Source organism: Mycobacterium sp. (assembly GCF_032162605.1).
In the GTDB taxonomy this organism is placed as follows: Bacteria; Actinomycetota; Actinomycetes; order Mycobacteriales; family Mycobacteriaceae; genus Mycobacterium.
Window position 1 is genome coordinate 1 of record NZ_JAVROT010000246.1, and the last position, 16597, is coordinate 16597.

The following is a 16597-nucleotide window of genomic DNA, read 5'->3' on the forward strand; positions in this document are numbered from 1 at the left end:
TCATCTGCTCGTCGACGACGCGCGCCGCGACCGTCGGGATGACCCTTCCGACCGAGCCGAGCTTGCGGACGGCGTCGTCGCCCAGCAACATGCAGGTCACCGGCGACATCTCCGTCTGGCCGAACGCCGCCAGTATCTGCGAGCCGGGGAACGTCTCGGCCATCTCGCGCAGCAGAGTGTCCGATGCAGGAGCCGCGCCCCACGACAGCAGCCGCAGGTTCAGTTGGCGTGGTTTGGCCCGCTGCGCCGCGCAGACCACCTGCCACTGAGCGGGCACCAGGAAGATGCCGGTGACGTGCTCGGCCTCCAGGACGTCGAGCAGTGCGCCGGGATCGAGGGCGCCGAGCGGGTAGATCACCGTCGGCCGTCCGAGCAGCAGGCCGGTGATGGTGTTGCCGATGCCTGCGATGTGAAACAGCGGCACACCGATGAAACCGACGTCGTGGTTCAGATCCGCACCGCCGGTGAAGAGGTGCGTCATCGCCTGACCGGAGAGGTTGACGTGGGTGAGCACCGCGCCCTTGGGCCGACCCGTGGTGCCGGAGGTGTACATGATCAGCGCAGGCGAGTCGTTGGGGATGTCGACCGCATCGAGGGCCTGCCCTCCTTCGGTCAGCAGGTCGTCGTAGCCCAGCAGGCCGTCCTCGGTGATTCCGCCCGCCACGACGACGTCGGCCAGCGTCGGGTCGAGCTGCCGCACCGCCGTCGCCACCGCTGCGAGGACCGGCTCGGTGACCACGACCCGCGGCTGGCAGTCGCCGACGAGGAAGGCGATCTCGGGCGGGGTCATGCGGAAGTTGACCGGCACCGCGATGGCCCCCAGCAGATTCGCGGCCAGGACCGATTCGACGAACTCGGTGCGGTTGAGCATCAGGATCAGCACGCGGTCACCGAACTCGACCCCGCGACGGCTCAGCGCGCCGGCGAGCGCCGTCACCCGGCGGTCGAGCTCGCCCCAGGTCGTCGTGTGGCCGAGGAACCGCAGTGCCGTCGCGTGTGGCTGCATCAGAGCATGGCGGGCGAGCTGGTTCGTCCAGTTCTGCCTGCGGGCCAGGTAGGGCTGTTCCTCTGCCTGACCTGGGGCGGCGGGTGTGGCGGTCAACGTCTGGTGCTCCTGTGGTGACGAGGCGCAGGTTGCGCGGCGTTGACATTTGATCAAACATGGTGTTGCCCCGGCCACACTATGGCCTCGGCGCCCAGGGGACAACCCCACGCCAGAGGCACTACCAATGAGGGATCCATGGGGGGACGGAGCGCCGTGAACGCACCGGCGAGACCGCGGCCGAGAGCCCGCCGCGAACAGCTCTCCGACGAGGTGGCCGGACACCTGCGGGTGGGAATCATGTCCGGCACCCTGCGGCCGGGCACCTTCATCCGGCTCGACGAGACCGCGGCCGAACTCGGCACCAGCATCACTCCCGTGCGCGAAGCGTTGCGGACGTTGCGCGGTGAGGGCATGGTGCAGCTCGAACCCCACCGCGGTCACGTGGTGTCCGCGTTCACCCGCGGCGACATCGAGGACATCTTCTGGTTGCAGGCCGTGATCGCGGGTCAGCTCGCCAGGTCGGCCGCCGAGCGCATCACCGACGACGAGATCGACGAACTCGAGCACCTGGCCGAGGCGGTGGCGGGCGCCATCGAGCGTCGGGACACCGCGGAGGTAGCCGACGCCGAGTTCGCATTTCACCGGGTCTTCAACCGCGCCTCCGGCCGAATCAAGCTGGCGTGGTTCCTGCTGCACGCCGCCAGATACCTGCCACCGCACATCTACGCCAACGACCCCGAGTGGGGTAGGCACACCGTTGCGAACCGCCGCGAGCTCATAGCGGCGCTACGGCGGCACGACGTCGACACCGTGGTGCGCTTGACCGACGTCCAGTTCACCGACGGGGCGCAACGCCTCACCGCGCGGCTCGACGAGCTGGGCCTCTGGACCTAAGGGCCGGCTAGTTCCTCGGCGCGCTTCTTGACGTTGTCGGCCAGGTGATCCAGCGCGTCGTTGGCCATCTTCTTCACCATCGGCTTGGGCACGGGCATCGTCGTCTCGACGTCGAGGTCGACGGTCAGCAGCGCGGTCGGGCCCATCGCGACGACGGAGAACAGCTGCTCCTGCTTCGAGAACAGGTCGCCCTGCTGCATGACGGTCTGAATCTGGTTCTCGCCCGGGTAGTAGATGGCCTGGACGTAGGTGATGTCGAAGCCACCAATGGCGGCGTCGAGACGCAACTGGCTGGGCCTGCCGTCGTCATAGTGCGCCAGCACCCACACACCCTTCACTTCCTCGTTCCACTTCGGGTAGGACTCGAAGTCCGCCACGATCGCCATGATCGATTCGGCGGGGGCCTCGACCTCGACGGTCTTGCTTACGATCGGCATCGGGCGAGCATATCGGCTGCGCCTGGAGACGAACGGAGGCCAGTGAACGAGACCGAGGACAGAGGAGTTCGGGTGGCGATCCTCGACGACTACCAGAACGTTGCGCTGGCGACGGCGGATTGGTCACCGGTGTCGGCTCGGGCCGACATCACCGTGTTCACCGACCACGTCGCCGATGTCGACGCACTCGTCGAGCGTCTTGCCCCCTTCGACGTCCTCATGGTGATGCGGGAGCGAACGCCGCTGCCGCGCAGCGTCATCGAACGATTGCCCAGGCTGCGGATGATCGCCTCGACCGGTCCGCAGAACGCGTCGATCGACATGGCCGCGGCCGCCGAGTCAGGCGTGCACGTCGCGCACACCGGCGGCACGGTCGCCGCAACCGTCGAGCTGACCTGGGCGCTGATCCTCGGCGCCGCTCGCCACCTCGTCACCGAACGGCAGGCTGTCGCCGATGGCCGCTGGCAGACGACCGTCGGGCGCGAACTGGACCGTCGCGTCCTCGGCGTCCTCGGACTGGGCCGCATCGGTGCACGAGTGGCCCGGATCGGCGCCGCGTTCGGCATGGACGTGGTGGCGTGGAGTACGAACCTGACCGCCCACGCCGCGCAGGAGGCCGGCGCCCGCTACCTACCGCGCAAGGAGTTCTTCGCCGCCGCGGACGTCCTGTCGATCCACCTCAAGCTCGGCGAACGCACCCGCGGCCTGGTCGGAGCCGCGGAACTCTCGACCATGAAGTCGACCGCGCTGCTCGTGAACACGTCGCGAGGCCCGATCGTCGACGAGGCGGCACTCGTCGAGGCACTGCGGTCGGGATCGATCGCCGGGGCCGCCCTCGACGTGTTCGACACCGAGCCGCTGCCCGCCGACCATCCGCTGCGCACGTCGACGAACGTGCTCGCCACCCCACACATCGGTTATGTCGCGGACCGCCCGTACCGGATCTTCTTCCGCGACGCGGTCAACGCCATCGCCGAATGGCTCGACTCTCAGTAGCCGCTGGGACGGTGCGATCGGCCCTACCCGTCGACCTGCGCGGTCGAGAGCAGCCCCCGGATGTCGTCGGGGATGGGGGTGGGCCTGCGCGTCGTCCGATCCACGTAGACGTGTGTCCAATGGCCGACAGCCGCAACGGGCATGGTGGCACCGGGTTCGCCCGGTTCGAACACTGCGAGCCGGTAGGTGACGCTGCTGGTGCCGAGCCGACTCACTGCGAGTCCCACCACCAGCGGGTCGGGGAACGCCAACTCGGCGAAGTAGCGGCAGCCGGATTCGGCGACCACGCCCAGCCACGGCGCGGACACCGGGTCGACGTCGGTGCTGGTGTTGATCCACGCGTTGATCGCGGTGTCGAACAGTTCGTAGTACACCGCGTTGTTGAGGTGACCGAACATGTCGTTGTCCGTCCATCGGGTCAGGACGGGCCAGTGCACCGGGAAGTCACACGACGTCAGATCCCGCTCGTTCATCGGGCAAGTATCGGGCACTGGCAAGCTGGCGGACGTGAAGATCCGTGGAGCCGTCCTCGAACGCATCGGTGCCCCCCGCAACTACGCAGAGTCCCGGCCTCTGACGATCACCGACCTCGAGCTCGCGCCGCCCGGCGACTCCGAACTGCTCGTCCGCATCGAAGCCGCCGGTCTGTGCCATTCCGACCTGTCCGTCGTCGACGGCAACCGGGTCCGGCCCGTGCCGATGCTGCTGGGGCACGAGGCGGCGGGCATCGTCGAGCGGGTCGGCGCCAAGGTGGCCGACGTCGCGGTGGGGCAGCGCGTCGTGATGACCTTCCTGCCGCGGTGCGGAGAGTGCGCGGCGTGCGCGACCGACGGGCTCGCACCGTGCATCCCCGGAAGCGCCGCCAACGCCGAGGGAGTGCTGCTGGGCGGCGGAACGCGACTCGCCACCGACGAGGGGCCGGTGCTGCACCACCTCGGCGTCTCGGCCTTCGCCACCCACGCCGTCGTCGATCGCCGCTCCGTCGTGCCGGTGGACGACGACGTCCCACCCGTGGTGGCGTCCCTGCTTGGGTGTGCCGTGCTCACCGGCGGCGGTGCGGTCCTCAACGCTGGGCGGCCCCGTCCCGGGGACACGGTCGCGATCGTCGGCATGGGCGGGGTGGGCATGGCGGCGCTGCTGACCGTGCTCGCGCACGACGACGTCGAGGTCGTCGCCGTCGATCAGCTGCCCGACAAGCTCGCGCGGGCCAGGAGCCTGGGCGCCCACGCCGCCGTCACCCCCGACCAGGTCGGGGATCTCAAGGCGCGGATCGTCATCGAGGCGGCCGGTCACCCCGCAGCTCTGGAGACCGCCATCGCACTGACCGGTCCCGGCGGCCGCACGGTCACCGTCGGGCTGCCCAGGCCCGACGCGCGAATCAGCCTGTCGCCGTTGGGTTTCGTCGCCGAGGGACGATCACTGATCGGCAGCTACCTTGGGTCCGCCGTCCCGGCCAGGGACATCCCGCGCTTCGTCTCGCTGTGGCGGGCGGGCCGGCTGCCAATCGAGAAGCTGGTGTCGTCGACGATCGGCCTCGATCAGATCAACGACGGTATGGACGAGCTCGCCGACGGCAACGCGGTGCGGCAGATCATCGAGTTCGACTGAGCTCCGCCCCGCAGGGGTTGTCAGACCCACGACAACTTGTATGATGAGTTGAATACTTATTATATAACTGATCGGGAGTGCAATGTCCGACCGCATCCGCCACCTCACCCTGTCGCACGTCGTACTACCGCTTGCGACTCCGGTCAGCGACGCCAAGGTGCTCACCGGCCGCCAAAAACCGTTGACGGAGACCGTGCTGCTATTCGTCGAGGTGGTCACCGAGCAGGGGCTCGAGGGCATGGGGTTCAGCTACTCCAAGCGGGCGGGCGGGCGCAATACGCGCACCTGGCGGAGATCGCCGAGGTCGCCGTCGGTCAGGACCCCTCCGACATCGACCGGATCTATCAGTCTCTGCTCTGGGCAGGCGCGTCGGTAGGACGCTCTGGCGTCGCCTCCCAGGCCATCGCGGCACTCGACGTCGCGCTGTGGGACCTCAAGGCGCGCCGCGCCGAGCTGCCGCTGTCCAAGCTGATTGGCGCTCATCGTGATTCGTGCCGGGTGTACAACACCTCCGGCGGATTTCTTCAGGCCCCGCTGGAGGAGATGCAGGAGAAGGCAACCGCGTCCTTGGAGTCCGGCATCGGCGGTATCAAGATCAAGGTCGGGCAGCCGGACTGGAAGAAGGACCTGAACCGGGTTGCGGCGATGCGCGAGCACCTCGGCGAGACGCCGTTGATGGTCGACGCCAACCAGCAGTGGGACCGGGCCAGGGCGCGTCGCATGTGCCGTGAGCTCGAGGCGTTCGACCTGATCTGGATCGAGGAGCCCCTCGATGCGTGGGATGCCGTTGGCCACGCCGACCTCAGTCACACCTTCGATACGCCGATCGCCACCGGGGAGATGCTCACCTCCGTGCCCGAGCACATGGCGCTCATCGACGCGGGATACCGCGGCATCGTGCAACCCGATGCTCCCCGGATCGGCGGCATCACGCCGTTCCTGCGCTTCGCGACGCTCGCCGCGCACGCCGGGTTGGCGCTCGCCCCGCACTACGCCATGGAGATCCACCTGCACTTGGCCGCGACGTATCCGACCGAACCCTGGGTCGAGCACTTCGAGTGGCTCAACCCACTCTTCAACGAGCGCATCGACATTCACGACGGCCGCATGTGGCTGCCGGAGCGCGCGGGGCTCGGATTCACGCTCAGCGACGAGATGCGGGCGCGGACGGTGGAGACGGCGTCGTTCGGGAAGCCGTGATGAGCGCTTGCGCGAAGAACCAAATGTCATGATGGCGCAGTGATCGGACTACGCGAGTGACAACCACGCTGGCGCAGCGGGTCGTCGCGGGCCTGAAGGACAAGATCCTCGCCGGCGAACTGCCGCCCGGCCACAAGCTGCCGTCGGAGTCGGAGCTGATCGAGGAGTTTGGCGTCTCTCGGACGGTGGTTCGCGAGGCGGTGACGCGGCTGCGCGCCGAAGGGCTTGTCGAGACCTTCCAGGGCCGCGGTTCGTTCGTGCTCACCATGCCAGAACCGACGTCCTTCACCGTCGAGTCCGCCGCGATCAGGACCCATCGGGACGTGCTCGACATGGTCGACTTCCGCATCGGGATCGAATGCGAGACAGCGGCATTGGCGGCCGCGCGCGTGACTGCCGCCAGCCGGGCGACGATCCAGGCGGCACTGGAAGCGTTCGTCGCTGCCGCGCCAGAAGATGCCGTGGAGGCGGACTTCGGATTCCACCGCGCCGTGGCGGCCGTCAGCGGCAACCGGTTCTATCTCGAGCTGCTCGACTCGCTGGGCCCGATGGTGATCATGCTGGCGCGCACGCGACTCGGCGATGCACACTCTCACGCCGACGCGAGCCAGGTCGCGCGGCTGCGTCGTGAGCACGACGACGTGGCTGCCGCCGTCCTGGCAGGCGATCCCGACACCGCCAGAGCGGCGATGCGCGTCCACCTCGGCAACACCCGCAGGCGGCTCGACACGGGCCGTTGAACCTCAGACCTTGAGTTGCTCTGGGGTGTGGGCGGATTCGTGCAGCTCGCGTCCCGCCCGCCTGGCCTTGACGAAGTGCCGGACAAGGGGCAGCAGGATCAGTGCCAGGAAGATGGCCAGGATGGTGCCGGAGATCGGTCTGGTGACGAACCCGGTCGGATCACCGCCGAAGATCAGCATCGAACGCCGCGTGCTCGACTCGATGATCGACCCGAGCACGAAGGCCAGCACCATCGGACCGGGATCGAAACCGGCCTTCTTCATCAGATAGCCGATGACGCCGAACGCCACCATCACGAAGATGTCGAAGGTCGAGTTGTTGATCGTGTAGACACCCAGGATCGTGATGAGCGCCGTGATAGGCGCGAGGATCGCGGGCCGCACCCGCAGGATGCGTACGAATAGCCCGACCAGCGGGATCGACAGGATCAGCAGCAGGATGTTGCCGATGTACATCGAATTGATGACGCCCCAGAAGACGTCGGGGTGCTCGTTGACGAGTTGCGGTCCCGGCGAGACGCCCAGGATCAGCAAGGCCCCGAACAACATCGCCATCGTGGCGTTGGCGGGCAGGCCGATGGTGAGCAGGGGGATGAACGACGACGTGGCCGCCGCATTGTTCGCCGTCTCGGGTGCGGCCACCCCTTCGATCGCACCCCGGCCGAACCGTTCAGGAGTCTTGGAGCGGCGCTTCTCCGTCGCGTAGGCCACGATCGACGACAACACCGCACCGCCACCGGGCAGAACCCCGAGCACGAACCCGATCACCGAACCGCGGCCGATGGCACCCGCCGACTGTCTCAGGTCCTTGCGTGAAGGCCACACGTTGCCCACCTTGGGCGGCACGTGTTGCTTGCCATGCCGCTGCTCGAGGTTGTAGAGGATTTCGCCGACACCGAACAAACCCATTGCCACGACGACGAAGTCGATGCCGTCGGAGAGTTGCAGGCTGTCGAACGTGAAGCGGGAGGCACCGCTGAAGGTGTCGCGGCCCACGGTGGCCAGCAGCAGGCCCACCGCGCCTGCGATCATCGCCTTGAGCTTGTTGCCGCTGCCGATGGTCGCCACGAGCAGCACGCCGAGCAGCGCGAGCGCGGCGTACTCCGGCGGGCCGAAATCCAGCGCGACTTCGGCGATCACCGGGGCGAGCAGGGTCAGGCCGATGATCGAGATGGTGGCACCTACGAAGGAGCCGATCGCAGCGATGCCCAAAGCCGTTCCGGCCCTGCCTTGTTTGGCCAGGGCGAAGCCGTCGAACACCGTGACGACCGACGACGCCTCACCGGGCAGTCGCAGCAGGACCGAGGTGATGGTGCCGCCATACTGGGCGCCGTAATAGATGCCCGCGAGCATGATGATCGCCGACACCGGGTCGATCGTGTAGGTGATGGGCAGCAGGATCGCGATGGTGGCCGCCGGGCCCAGCCCGGGCAGCACGCCGATGATCATGCCGATGAGGACGCCGGCGAGGCAGTACAGCAGGTTCGACGGCTGCACGGCGATGACGAAACCGTCGAGGAATGCGTTGAAGTTCATGGTCCAGTTCTGTTCAGAGCGAGATCAAGTGGGGCAACGGGATTCGCAGCGCGTAGAGGAAGAGGAGGTAGAACACCGCGACCGTGACGACGCTGATCACGACGGTGTTGCGCCAGCTCTCACCGCCGAGGAACTTCAGCCAGACGACGCAGAGCAGAACCGCTGGGATCTCGAAGCCGGTGAGCGGCATCATCAGTCCGAAGGCGACGAAGGTGACGGCACCGACCAGCGGGAGCACGCTGGCACGGGTGAAGGCCTCGGAGTCGGTCAGGCTGTGGCCGACCAAGAGCAGCACGGCGGACAACCCGGCGATCAGCACGCTGACGAGGAATGGCCACAGACCCGGACCCGGTTCTCGAAGGGACCCCAGGCCGTATCCGTACGCGAGCACCGCGCCGCAGACGCCCACCGCGAGCCCGACCAGAGCGCCAAGGACCTGATACGCGGGACCGCCTGCCGGTGGCCGTTCCTCCTCCAACTCCTGAGCGACCTCGGCTTCGATTTCGGCCAGGATGTCCCCGGTGTGCGGGTGCGGCACCGGCCCTACGGGGTCCTTCTTCGTCACCTCGGTCACGACTCAGGCCTCGTTGCGAAGGCTGATGCCGTACTTCTCGATCAGATCGGCGTACCGCTTCTGGTCTTTCTTGAGCTGCGCGAGCACCTCGTCACCGGACGTCTCCATCGGCGTCAGACTGTTCTGCTTGTTGAATTTCTTGTAGGCGTCCGTCGCAAAGGTGGTCTTCATACTCTTGGCGATGATGTCCCTGACCTCTTGCGGGGTGCCCTTTGGCACGGTCATGAACCTGTACTGGGTCACCTCGACGTCGAGCCCCTGCTCCTTCGCGGTCGGTACCTCGGGCAGATACTCGATGCGGTCGGGGCCGAAGACCGCCAGCGCAGTCAGCTTGCCCGCGCGGATGTTCTCGATCCCCTCGCCGACCTGGATGACGGCCACGTCGACCTGGTTGCCGAGTACGGCGGCGAGTGCAGGCGATCCGCCGTCGAACGGAACGGCCTGGGCATTGACGTTGCTCGTCTTGAAGAGCAACGCGGCGGACAGCTGCGCTCCAGTGCCGACACCGGTCGTGCCATACCGGACGACGCGGGTCGCCTTCTTGATGTCGTCGAGGTTGCGGTATCCGCTGGCCGGGTTCGTGACCAGCACGTAATCGTCGCGCGAGACACCTTGGACGACGTCGAAGTCGTCGATCTTGGTGACCTCGTCGGGGCTGACCGCCAGCGGGGTGATGGTGAACAGCGAGGCATTCTGAATCGAGATGACCAAGCCGTCCGGCTTGGCACCGGCCACCTCGGCGGCAGCGAGCGCACCGTTCGCGCCCTCGCGGTTGATCACCGGGAAGGACGCTTTGAGGTCGTCGCTGAGACCCTTCGAAACCGCTCGGCTGATCAGATCGCTGGACCCGCCTGCCGATGCGCCGACGTACATCTCGACGGTGCCCGACGGGTATCCATCGCCGCCGCCACTGCCGGTGCTGTTCTGGACACCGCCGCAGCCGGTCAGGGTCAGGCCTGCGGTGGCAGCGACGGCGATGCCGGCGCGTATGTTCCGGCGGCGTTTCGAGCTGAGCATGACAATCACTCCTCGTCGTGTGATCTGCACGGTCACGCACGACGTGTGTGGCCTTGGTCACTCAACGTAGGGACTAGAGCAATACCTGTCCAAGCCTGATCCAGCATCACTTGATACCTTTTTTGGATCACGCGTGGGTGCGACCCGGCGACCTGTCGTCACCGTCACGGAGAACCGCAGGTCAGGACCGGCGCTCGGTCAGAACCAGGCGTCGCGCATGTCCAGCGTGGTGCGGTCGAGCCCCTCCAGGAGGTCCAGTTGCGGTGCGGTCTTCGGCAGTTCGTAGCGGAAGAAGTACCTGGTGGCTTGGCGCTTCCCGTCGTAGAAGTCGCCTGACTGGCCGTCGGCGACGACAAACTGCTCCAGCCAGATCCATGCCATCACGACGTGCCCGAACGCCTCGAGGTAGATGACGCTGTTGGCGAGCGTCGCCTCGGTGTCGCCCGAGGCGACCATCGCGGTGGTCACCTCGAGCAGCCGCTGCCAGGACGACTTCAATTGCGCGGCAAGCTCGGCCGCTTCGGCACCGGCGGCGTTGGCTTGCTGGAGCGTCGCGGACACCGCCTTGCCCAACTCGGCCAGGCTGGCGCCGCCATGCTGAGTGACCTTGCGGCCCAGCAGGTCCAGGCTCTGGATCCCGTGGGTGCCCTCGTGGATCGGGTTCAATCGATTGTCGCGGTAGTGCTGCTCGACGTCGTACTCGCGGGTGTAGCCGTATCCGCCGTGCACCTGGATCGCCAGGTTGTTCGCCTCCAGGCACCACTGCGACGGCCAGCTCTTGGCCACCGGGACCAGGATGTCGAGCAGTAGCGTCACGCCCTCGGCTTCTTCGGCGGACTCGGGACAGCGCTGCAGATCGATGAGCCGCGTGCAGTACAGCCCAAGCGCCAGGCCGCCTTCGACATATGCCTTCTGTGCCAACAACATTCGCTTGACGTCCGCGTGCTCGACGATCGGCACCTGCGGCGTCGACGGGTCCTTGGCCGACGCGAGGCGACCCTGGGGACGTTCACGCGCGTACTCGACCGATTTGAGGTAGCCGGTGTAGCCCAGTGACACCGCGCCCATTCCGACCGCGAGGCGCGCCTCGTTCATCATGTGGAACATGTAGATCAGGCCGCGGTGCGGTTCGCCGACGAGGTAGCCGACGGCGCCCGCCTCTCCGACGGGGGTGTGCACGCCCTCCCCGAAGTTCAGCACCGTGTTGCTGATACCCCGTTGCCCCATCTTGTGATTCAGCCCGGCCAGCGTCACGTCGTTGCGCTCACCGATGGAACCGTCCGCGTCGACGAGGTACTTCGGCACGATGAACAGGGAGATGCCCTTGGTGCCCGCGGGTGCACCGGGGATCTTCGCCAACACCAGGTTGACGATGTTCTCGGTCAGTTCGTGCTCGGCGCCCGAGATCCACATCTTCGAGCCGAACAGCCGGTACGTTCCGTCGTCACGCGGCTCCGCACGGGTGAGGATGTCGGCCAGCGACGAGCCCGCCTGCGTCTCCGAGAGCGCCATCGTGCCCGTGAAGCGCCCGGCGAGCATGGGCTTGACGAATCTCTCGATCTGCTCGTCGCCGCCGAACTTGGAGATGAGGTTGGCGTTGGCGATTGTCAGCATCAGGTAGCCCGAGGTACTGACGTTGGCTGCCGAGACGTACGCGAACCCAGCCTGGGCCACGCAGGCAGGCAGTTGCGCGCCGCCGACGGCCTCGTCCATGCTGGCGCCGATCAGGTCGGCTTGGGCGAACGCGTCGATGGCGGCCTTGACCTCACCGATGACGGTGACGCTGGTGCCGTCGAAGGTCGGCTCTTCTGCGTCGCTCTTCTTGTTGTGCGGAGCGAAGTACTTCTCGGCCAGCTCCTCGCTGAGGTCGAGCACGCCGTCGAACGTCTCGCGGGAGTGCTCGGCGAAGCGTTGGCGCTTGGTCAGCTCGTCGACGCGAAGCCATTCGTACAGCAGGAAGTCGAGGTCGCGCCGCGACAACAGGGTGGACTTCATCGGCCTCCTCCTTCGACGGTGTCCTCCTTCGACTATGCCGTGCCCGCAACGTCGATGCCGAGCGGCTCTTCGGTGCGCACGGCTTCGTCGCGGATCAGGCCGCGCAGCAGCGCCGTGCTGAACTCGACCGCGATCTCCTGTGCGGTGCGACGGCCCTGTGGGCGGAGCCAGCGGTAGGAGCCCAGCGTCATACCGATGTAGCCCAGCGCCAGGACGTGCGAGTCGCAGTCGTAGAACTCGCCGCTCGCGATTCCCCGGTCGATCACGTCGCGCACGTGCTCGTAGACAGTGCTCTCGGCCTTGCGGATGTAGGCCACCTGCTCCTCGGTGAACCACTCGGTGAGGTAGGGCGCCTCCTGGAAGTACACCGCCCCGCGCTCGACGTCGCTGGCGATGCCGACCAGGAGCCGGTGGGTGAAGTGGTAGATCATCTCGCGCGCCGACGCCGTGGGGTCGTCGTGCAGCGCGTCCATCGTGAAGTCGGCGGCGCTCTTGCAGATGTCGAACAGGATCAGCGACTTGCTGGCGTAGTAGTGGTACACCGTCGCCTTGTTGAGGCCGACCGCGTCGGCGACGTCGTCCATCCGGGTGCCGTGATACCCCCGCGCGGCGAACAGCTTGGTGGCGACGGCGAGTAGCTCCTCTCGGCGGGTCAGTCCGTTCGGAGGTGCGGCCGATGAGCCGCTTGCGCGAACAGAATCAGACGGCGATGAGCCGCTTGCGCGAAGAGAATCAGATTCCGTGGACATGACGACTCACTATAGGTAGGCCGGACCTCCGCCCGGGGACCAATCAACTGGTTGGCCGCCAGTTTATCCAGACGGTCAGATCCGCTGTCCGCGGTGGGGCGATTCGGTCTAGACTTCGGGCAAAGTCGTCTCGCCTTGGAGGTAATGATGGATCCGAATCCGGACTACGACGCCAGCGACGAGATCGAGTACTTCTTCCAGTTCGTTCCGTGGGGGCTGCGAGGCGTCTACCCGCCCCCCGCCTACCCGCCGGTCTAAGCCGGAGTTCGAACAACACTCAACGGCGTCGATCCGCGGGTCGGCGCCGTTGTCGTGTAAACGTGTTCGGGACGGCTCGACTACGCCGCAGCCGCCTTCACCGCCTGACCGACCTCGGCGCGCAACCGCGTGTACTCGGGTGAGCGCCTGAGGTCGTCGGGGTCCACTCCGGTGCGTGGCAGGTCGACCGGTAGGTCGAGCGCTATCTGTCCCGGCCTGCGGGTCAGCACGACGATCCGGGAGCCGAGGAACGCGGCCTCGTCGGCGCTGTGCGTGACGAACACCGTCGTGCGGCCAGTCTCAGCGCTGACCTGGCGGACGTCCTCCTGGAGTCGCTCCCTGGTGAGCGCGTCGAGAGCGGCGAACGGCTCGTCGAGAAGGAAGAGCGCAGTGTCGGCGGCCAGCGCCCGCGCGATCGCGACACGCTGCTGCTGACCGCCGCTGATCTCCCAGATCTTCCGATCGGCCGTGCCCTCGAGGCCGACTCGGTGCAGCAGTTGGTCGCGGCGTTCGGGCCGCCGTTCGCGTGGCACCTTGGCGTACTTCAGCGCCAGGTCGACGTTGCCTCCCACGCTCCGCCACGGGAACAGCCGCGGCGTTTGAAAGACGACACCCGCGCTGACGCCGGGGGTGGGTGCGCTCCCGGAGACGTTCACCTTCCCGGCGCTGGGTTCCTCGAACCCGGCGATGAGCCGTAGCAGCGTGCTCTTTCCGCAGCCCGACGCCCCGACCAATACCAGAAACGTGCCGGGGTCGATGTCGAGATCGACTGGGCCAAGGGCGGTCACCTCCCCATAGCGATGTGCGAGGTTCTCGATCCGCACCCCGCCGCGGACGTCACCGCTTGCCCCGGCGGTCTGCTCACTGCTTGAGGACATCGGGGAGGCCCTTGGTGTAGATCGCGTCCTGCAAGGTCTTCAGCGGGGCGGCAGCAGGAATCTGTTTCTGCTCGGCCAGGAACTGCGAGGCACTCTCCAGGTTGGTCGCGATGTTGCCAGGGTTCCCGTCCGCACCGAGCCACTCCGGTGAGGCAACCTGCGCGGGCGTCAGGTAGACGCCCTGCTTCAGCTGTCCCGCAACGACATCCGGGGACAGGCCGATCTCGGCGGCGATGGCCTTTGCCGCGGCGTCGGGATCGTCCTTGATGGTCGTGAGCGCGCGGGCCTCCTGCTGACGCCACTTGTCGACGACCTCGGGATGCGCGGCCGCGAAGTCGTCGGCGACGACCGCGAGGTCCAATGTGGGCTTGCCGTCCTTGGCGAGCTGGCGGCTGGTGATCAGGTCCTTGCCGTTCTTGCGTAGATCGTCCAGCGTCGGCAGCCACGTGTAGGCGGCATCGATGTCACCGCGCTCCCACGCCGCCAGGATCGCCTGCGGCTGCAGGTCGACGAGATGAACGTCGGCGGGAGACAGGTTGTTCTGCGCGAGCGCGGCGAGCAGACTGTAGTGCGCGGTGGAGGCGAACGGCGTTCCGACGCGCTTGCCCCTCAGGTCGGCGATGGTGTTGACGCCGCTCCCGTTGCGTGCCACCAGCGCCTCGTTGTCGCCCGCGACGTCGAGCACGAACGCGATCTTGTACGGGATGTTCAGCGGCGTGGACAGACCGCGGGCGACGGGACTGGAGCCCAGCGCGCCGAAGTCGAGTTCCTTGGCGATGAACGCCGTGTTGACGTCGGCGCCCGAGTCGAACTTGACCCACTTGATGTTGTAGTCGGGCAGCGCCTCTTCGAGCCACTTGTTGTTCTTGACGATCAGGTCACCGCTCGGAAAGGTCTGGTAGCCAATGCGAATCGTCGGTTTCGAGGAGTCCTGCCCGGATTTGTCCACCGAGCAGCCTGCCAACCCGAGCACCACGAGGGCGACCGCGACCAGGATTCCCAGCAGCGGTTCGATGAGCTTTCGCGCGAAGAACAGAGGATTCAGCAGTCTCATATCTTTCCTCTCCAGGGGACCGCACGCCGCTCGGCGGTGCGAAGCAGACCATCGATGATCAGGCCGGAGAATCCGATCGCGAAGATTCCGACGAGCACGACGGGGGTGTTGTTGTAGTTGCTCGCGTCCTTGACCAGTCCACCGATGCCGGGGATGCCGTTGAACAGCTCGGCGGCGACCACCGACGAGTAGGCCATGCCGACGGCAAGACGGATGCCGGTGAACGTCTCGGGAAGCGCGGAGGGCACCACGACGTCGCGGATCACCTGCAGCCGGGTCGCGCCGAGGGCCCGCGCCGCCTCCGTCAACCCGACGGGGGCGGCTACGACGGCGGCCGTCGTGGCAACCGCCGCGGGAGGCAGGGCCGCCAGCGCGAGAAGCGTGACCTTTGGGGCCTCGTCGATGCCGAGCCAGATGATCAGCAGGAAGAAGTAGGCCAGCGGCGGGAGCGCCCGCAGGAACGTCAGCCACGGCTCGAGCACGCTTCGCACCCACCCGACCGAGCCCATGACGAGGCCGAGCGCAACGCCGAGAACGACACCGATCACCACACCGGCGAACACCCGCCGCAGCGTCATGTAGAGGTGTTCCCACAGCAGGTAGCCGGCGTAACCGCGGGTTCCGTCATGCGTCGTGGAGACGTCGATGAACGCCTTCCAGACCGTGCTGGGATACGGCACGAACGTCTGGTTCCAAATGCCGCTCCCCGCAGCGAGCTGCCAGGCGATGCCGAAGACCAGAACCGACAGCAGGGGCAGGGCCGCTCGGGTCAGGCGGCCGCGCCACTTGTTCCTGGGCGCACGTTCGGCCGGCGGGTCGGCACGCGACTCGTCGGGCACGATGTCAACGAAGACGGACACTGTTCCTGCGACTTTCTCGGAGCTGGGCTGGACGGAATCGCGTTCAGCGACAGCAGGAGTCGGCGGACGGTGTCGCGGTCACTCGCTGTTTTTACCCGGCGTCCCGTTCCTGTGGAACCGCTGGGATCATTGCGAGTTTTAATCCTCTACTGCACGAGTCGTTCAGAAGGAGGTACGGTGGCAACGTCCAGAAGGACATTTCCCGTTTAGCGCCAAGCGGGCACCAAGCCCCGCGATTCATTTGGGTAGCGCCGCATTCGTTGAGACTCCTGCGGGGGGTCGCGCCCACTTCTTTCTGCGTGGCTACGGCAGATTGCCGGTTCCGTCTAGACGGAGCGGGTACCGCGTTCGCTGAATTGCTCTCGGCAACCGCTGTATCCTTGGACGCCTGTTAGGGGGGTCCGACAATGAAGACCCATTGCTGCACGAACGAGAGCCAGCCGGACTTCGGTGTCGAGGGGATCACCTCGTGACCGCCCAGTTGGAGCGTCCCCCACGCGAAGTCGACGAGTACGCCGACGTCATGGAGATGTTCGCCGCGCTCAAGGGCAACGTGCCCGAATCGGCCGAGGTGGCGCGTCAGCGCGAAGCCATCTTCATCCGGTGCCTGGCGCTTGCCGACCGCATCGCGCGCCACTACGGCGGACGCGGCGAGGACATCGAGGACCTCACGCAGGTCGCCAGGCTGGGACTGGTGAAGGCCGTCAACCGGTTCGACCCCGCCAAGGGCTCGCACTTCGTCGCCTTCGCCGTTCC

At 66.9% G+C, this 16597-nt stretch carries 18 protein-coding genes; 7 read left to right on the top strand and 11 right to left on the bottom strand.

Annotated features, from left to right (window positions below):
- Window positions 1-1102, bottom strand: a 1102-nt coding sequence (locus tag QOI01_RS14850; RefSeq protein WP_526382140.1) for an AMP-binding protein, incomplete at its 3' end; no start/stop codon positions are given.
- Between the two features lie 156 nt (window positions 1103-1258).
- Between QOI01_RS14850 and QOI01_RS14855 the strand changes: the two genes are divergently transcribed.
- Window positions 1259-1939, top strand: a complete 681-nt coding sequence (locus QOI01_RS14855) for a GntR family transcriptional regulator (protein WP_526382172.1) — start codon at window positions 1259-1261, stop codon at window positions 1937-1939.
- Here QOI01_RS14855 and QOI01_RS14860 read toward each other — a convergent pair.
- Complete coding sequence (locus QOI01_RS14860) at window positions 1936-2376, bottom strand: SRPBCC family protein (protein ID WP_526382142.1); 441 nt, start codon at window positions 2374-2376, stop codon at window positions 1936-1938. The genes QOI01_RS14855 and QOI01_RS14860 overlap by 4 nt on opposite strands.
- Window positions 2377-2418: 42 nt before the next feature.
- On the opposite strand from QOI01_RS14860, the gene QOI01_RS14865 reads away from it, so the two are divergent.
- Window positions 2419-3372, top strand: coding sequence for a D-2-hydroxyacid dehydrogenase family protein (locus QOI01_RS14865; protein ID WP_526382144.1), 954 nt, complete (start codon window positions 2419-2421; stop codon window positions 3370-3372).
- Between the two features lie 23 nt (window positions 3373-3395).
- On the opposite strand, the gene QOI01_RS14870 is transcribed toward QOI01_RS14865, so the two are convergent.
- Complete coding sequence (locus tag QOI01_RS14870) at window positions 3396-3845, bottom strand: acyl-CoA thioesterase (RefSeq protein WP_526382146.1); 450 nt, start codon at window positions 3843-3845, stop codon at window positions 3396-3398.
- A 34-nt stretch (window positions 3846-3879) separates the two neighbouring features.
- On the opposite strand from QOI01_RS14870, the gene QOI01_RS14875 reads away from it, so the two are divergent.
- The 3 genes from QOI01_RS14875 to QOI01_RS14885 are packed head-to-tail and all read left to right on the top strand — an operon-like array spanning window position 3880 to window position 6920.
- Window positions 3880-4980 carry an alcohol dehydrogenase catalytic domain-containing protein gene (locus tag QOI01_RS14875; protein ID WP_526382148.1) on the top strand — a complete coding sequence of 367 codons (1101 nt, stop codon included), beginning with the start codon at window positions 3880-3882 and terminating at the stop codon, window positions 4978-4980.
- Window positions 4981-5028: 48 nt separating this feature from the next.
- Entirely contained in the window at window positions 5029-6180 is a 1152-nt protein-coding gene (locus QOI01_RS14880; RefSeq protein ID WP_526382150.1) for an L-talarate/galactarate dehydratase, read from the top strand.
- Between the two features lie 56 nt (window positions 6181-6236).
- Window positions 6237-6920: a FadR/GntR family transcriptional regulator gene (locus QOI01_RS14885; RefSeq protein ID WP_526382152.1), complete on the top strand. Its 684-nt coding sequence runs from the start codon at window positions 6237-6239 to the stop codon at window positions 6918-6920.
- Window positions 6921-6923: 3 nt separating this feature from the next.
- On the opposite strand, the gene QOI01_RS14890 is transcribed toward QOI01_RS14885, so the two are convergent.
- From QOI01_RS14890 to QOI01_RS14910, 5 genes are all read right to left on the bottom strand, one after another.
- The gene (locus QOI01_RS14890; protein WP_526382154.1) at window positions 6924-8456 is read right to left on the bottom strand and encodes a tripartite tricarboxylate transporter permease; all 1533 of its coding nucleotides are present in this window, start codon (window positions 8454-8456) and stop codon (window positions 6924-6926) included.
- A gap of 13 nt (window positions 8457-8469) precedes the next feature.
- Complete coding sequence (locus QOI01_RS14895) at window positions 8470-9030, bottom strand: tripartite tricarboxylate transporter TctB family protein (protein ID WP_526382156.1); 561 nt, start codon at window positions 9028-9030, stop codon at window positions 8470-8472.
- Between the two features lie 3 nt (window positions 9031-9033).
- Complete coding sequence (locus tag QOI01_RS14900; protein WP_526382158.1) at window positions 9034-10047, bottom strand: Bug family tripartite tricarboxylate transporter substrate binding protein; 1014 nt, start codon at window positions 10045-10047, stop codon at window positions 9034-9036.
- Between the two features lie 198 nt (window positions 10048-10245).
- Window positions 10246-12042, bottom strand: coding sequence for an acyl-CoA dehydrogenase C-terminal domain-containing protein (locus QOI01_RS14905; protein ID WP_526382160.1), 1797 nt, complete (start codon window positions 12040-12042; stop codon window positions 10246-10248).
- Window positions 12043-12074: 32 nt separating this feature from the next.
- A complete protein-coding gene (locus QOI01_RS14910) occupies window positions 12075-12791 on the bottom strand; it encodes a TetR/AcrR family transcriptional regulator (RefSeq protein WP_526382162.1) in 717 nt (238 codons plus the stop codon).
- 144 nt (window positions 12792-12935) lie between these two features.
- Here QOI01_RS14910 and QOI01_RS14915 point away from each other — a divergent pair, with 144 nt between their 5' ends.
- Window positions 12936-13049, top strand: a complete 114-nt coding sequence (locus QOI01_RS14915; RefSeq protein WP_526336207.1) for a hypothetical protein — start codon at window positions 12936-12938, stop codon at window positions 13047-13049.
- 80 nt (window positions 13050-13129) lie between these two features.
- Here the strand turns inward: QOI01_RS14915 and QOI01_RS14920 are convergent, their stop codons facing one another.
- The 3 genes from QOI01_RS14920 to QOI01_RS14930 are packed head-to-tail and all read right to left on the bottom strand — an operon-like array spanning window position 13130 to window position 15841.
- Window positions 13130-13927, bottom strand: a complete 798-nt coding sequence (locus QOI01_RS14920) for an ABC transporter ATP-binding protein (RefSeq protein WP_526382164.1) — start codon at window positions 13925-13927, stop codon at window positions 13130-13132.
- Window positions 13911-14981, bottom strand: coding sequence for a taurine ABC transporter substrate-binding protein (locus tag QOI01_RS14925; RefSeq protein WP_526382166.1), 1071 nt, complete (start codon window positions 14979-14981; stop codon window positions 13911-13913). The genes QOI01_RS14920 and QOI01_RS14925 overlap by 17 nt, the downstream gene beginning before the upstream one ends.
- The gene (locus QOI01_RS14930) at window positions 14978-15841 is read right to left on the bottom strand and encodes an ABC transporter permease (RefSeq protein WP_526382168.1); all 864 of its coding nucleotides are present in this window, start codon (window positions 15839-15841) and stop codon (window positions 14978-14980) included. Before QOI01_RS14930 ends, QOI01_RS14925 begins: the two co-directional genes overlap by 4 nt.
- Window positions 15842-16310: 469 nt before the next feature.
- Here QOI01_RS14930 and QOI01_RS14935 point away from each other — a divergent pair.
- On the top strand, window positions 16311-16597 hold a 287-nt coding region (locus tag QOI01_RS14935), incomplete at its 3' end, for a sigma factor (protein WP_526382170.1).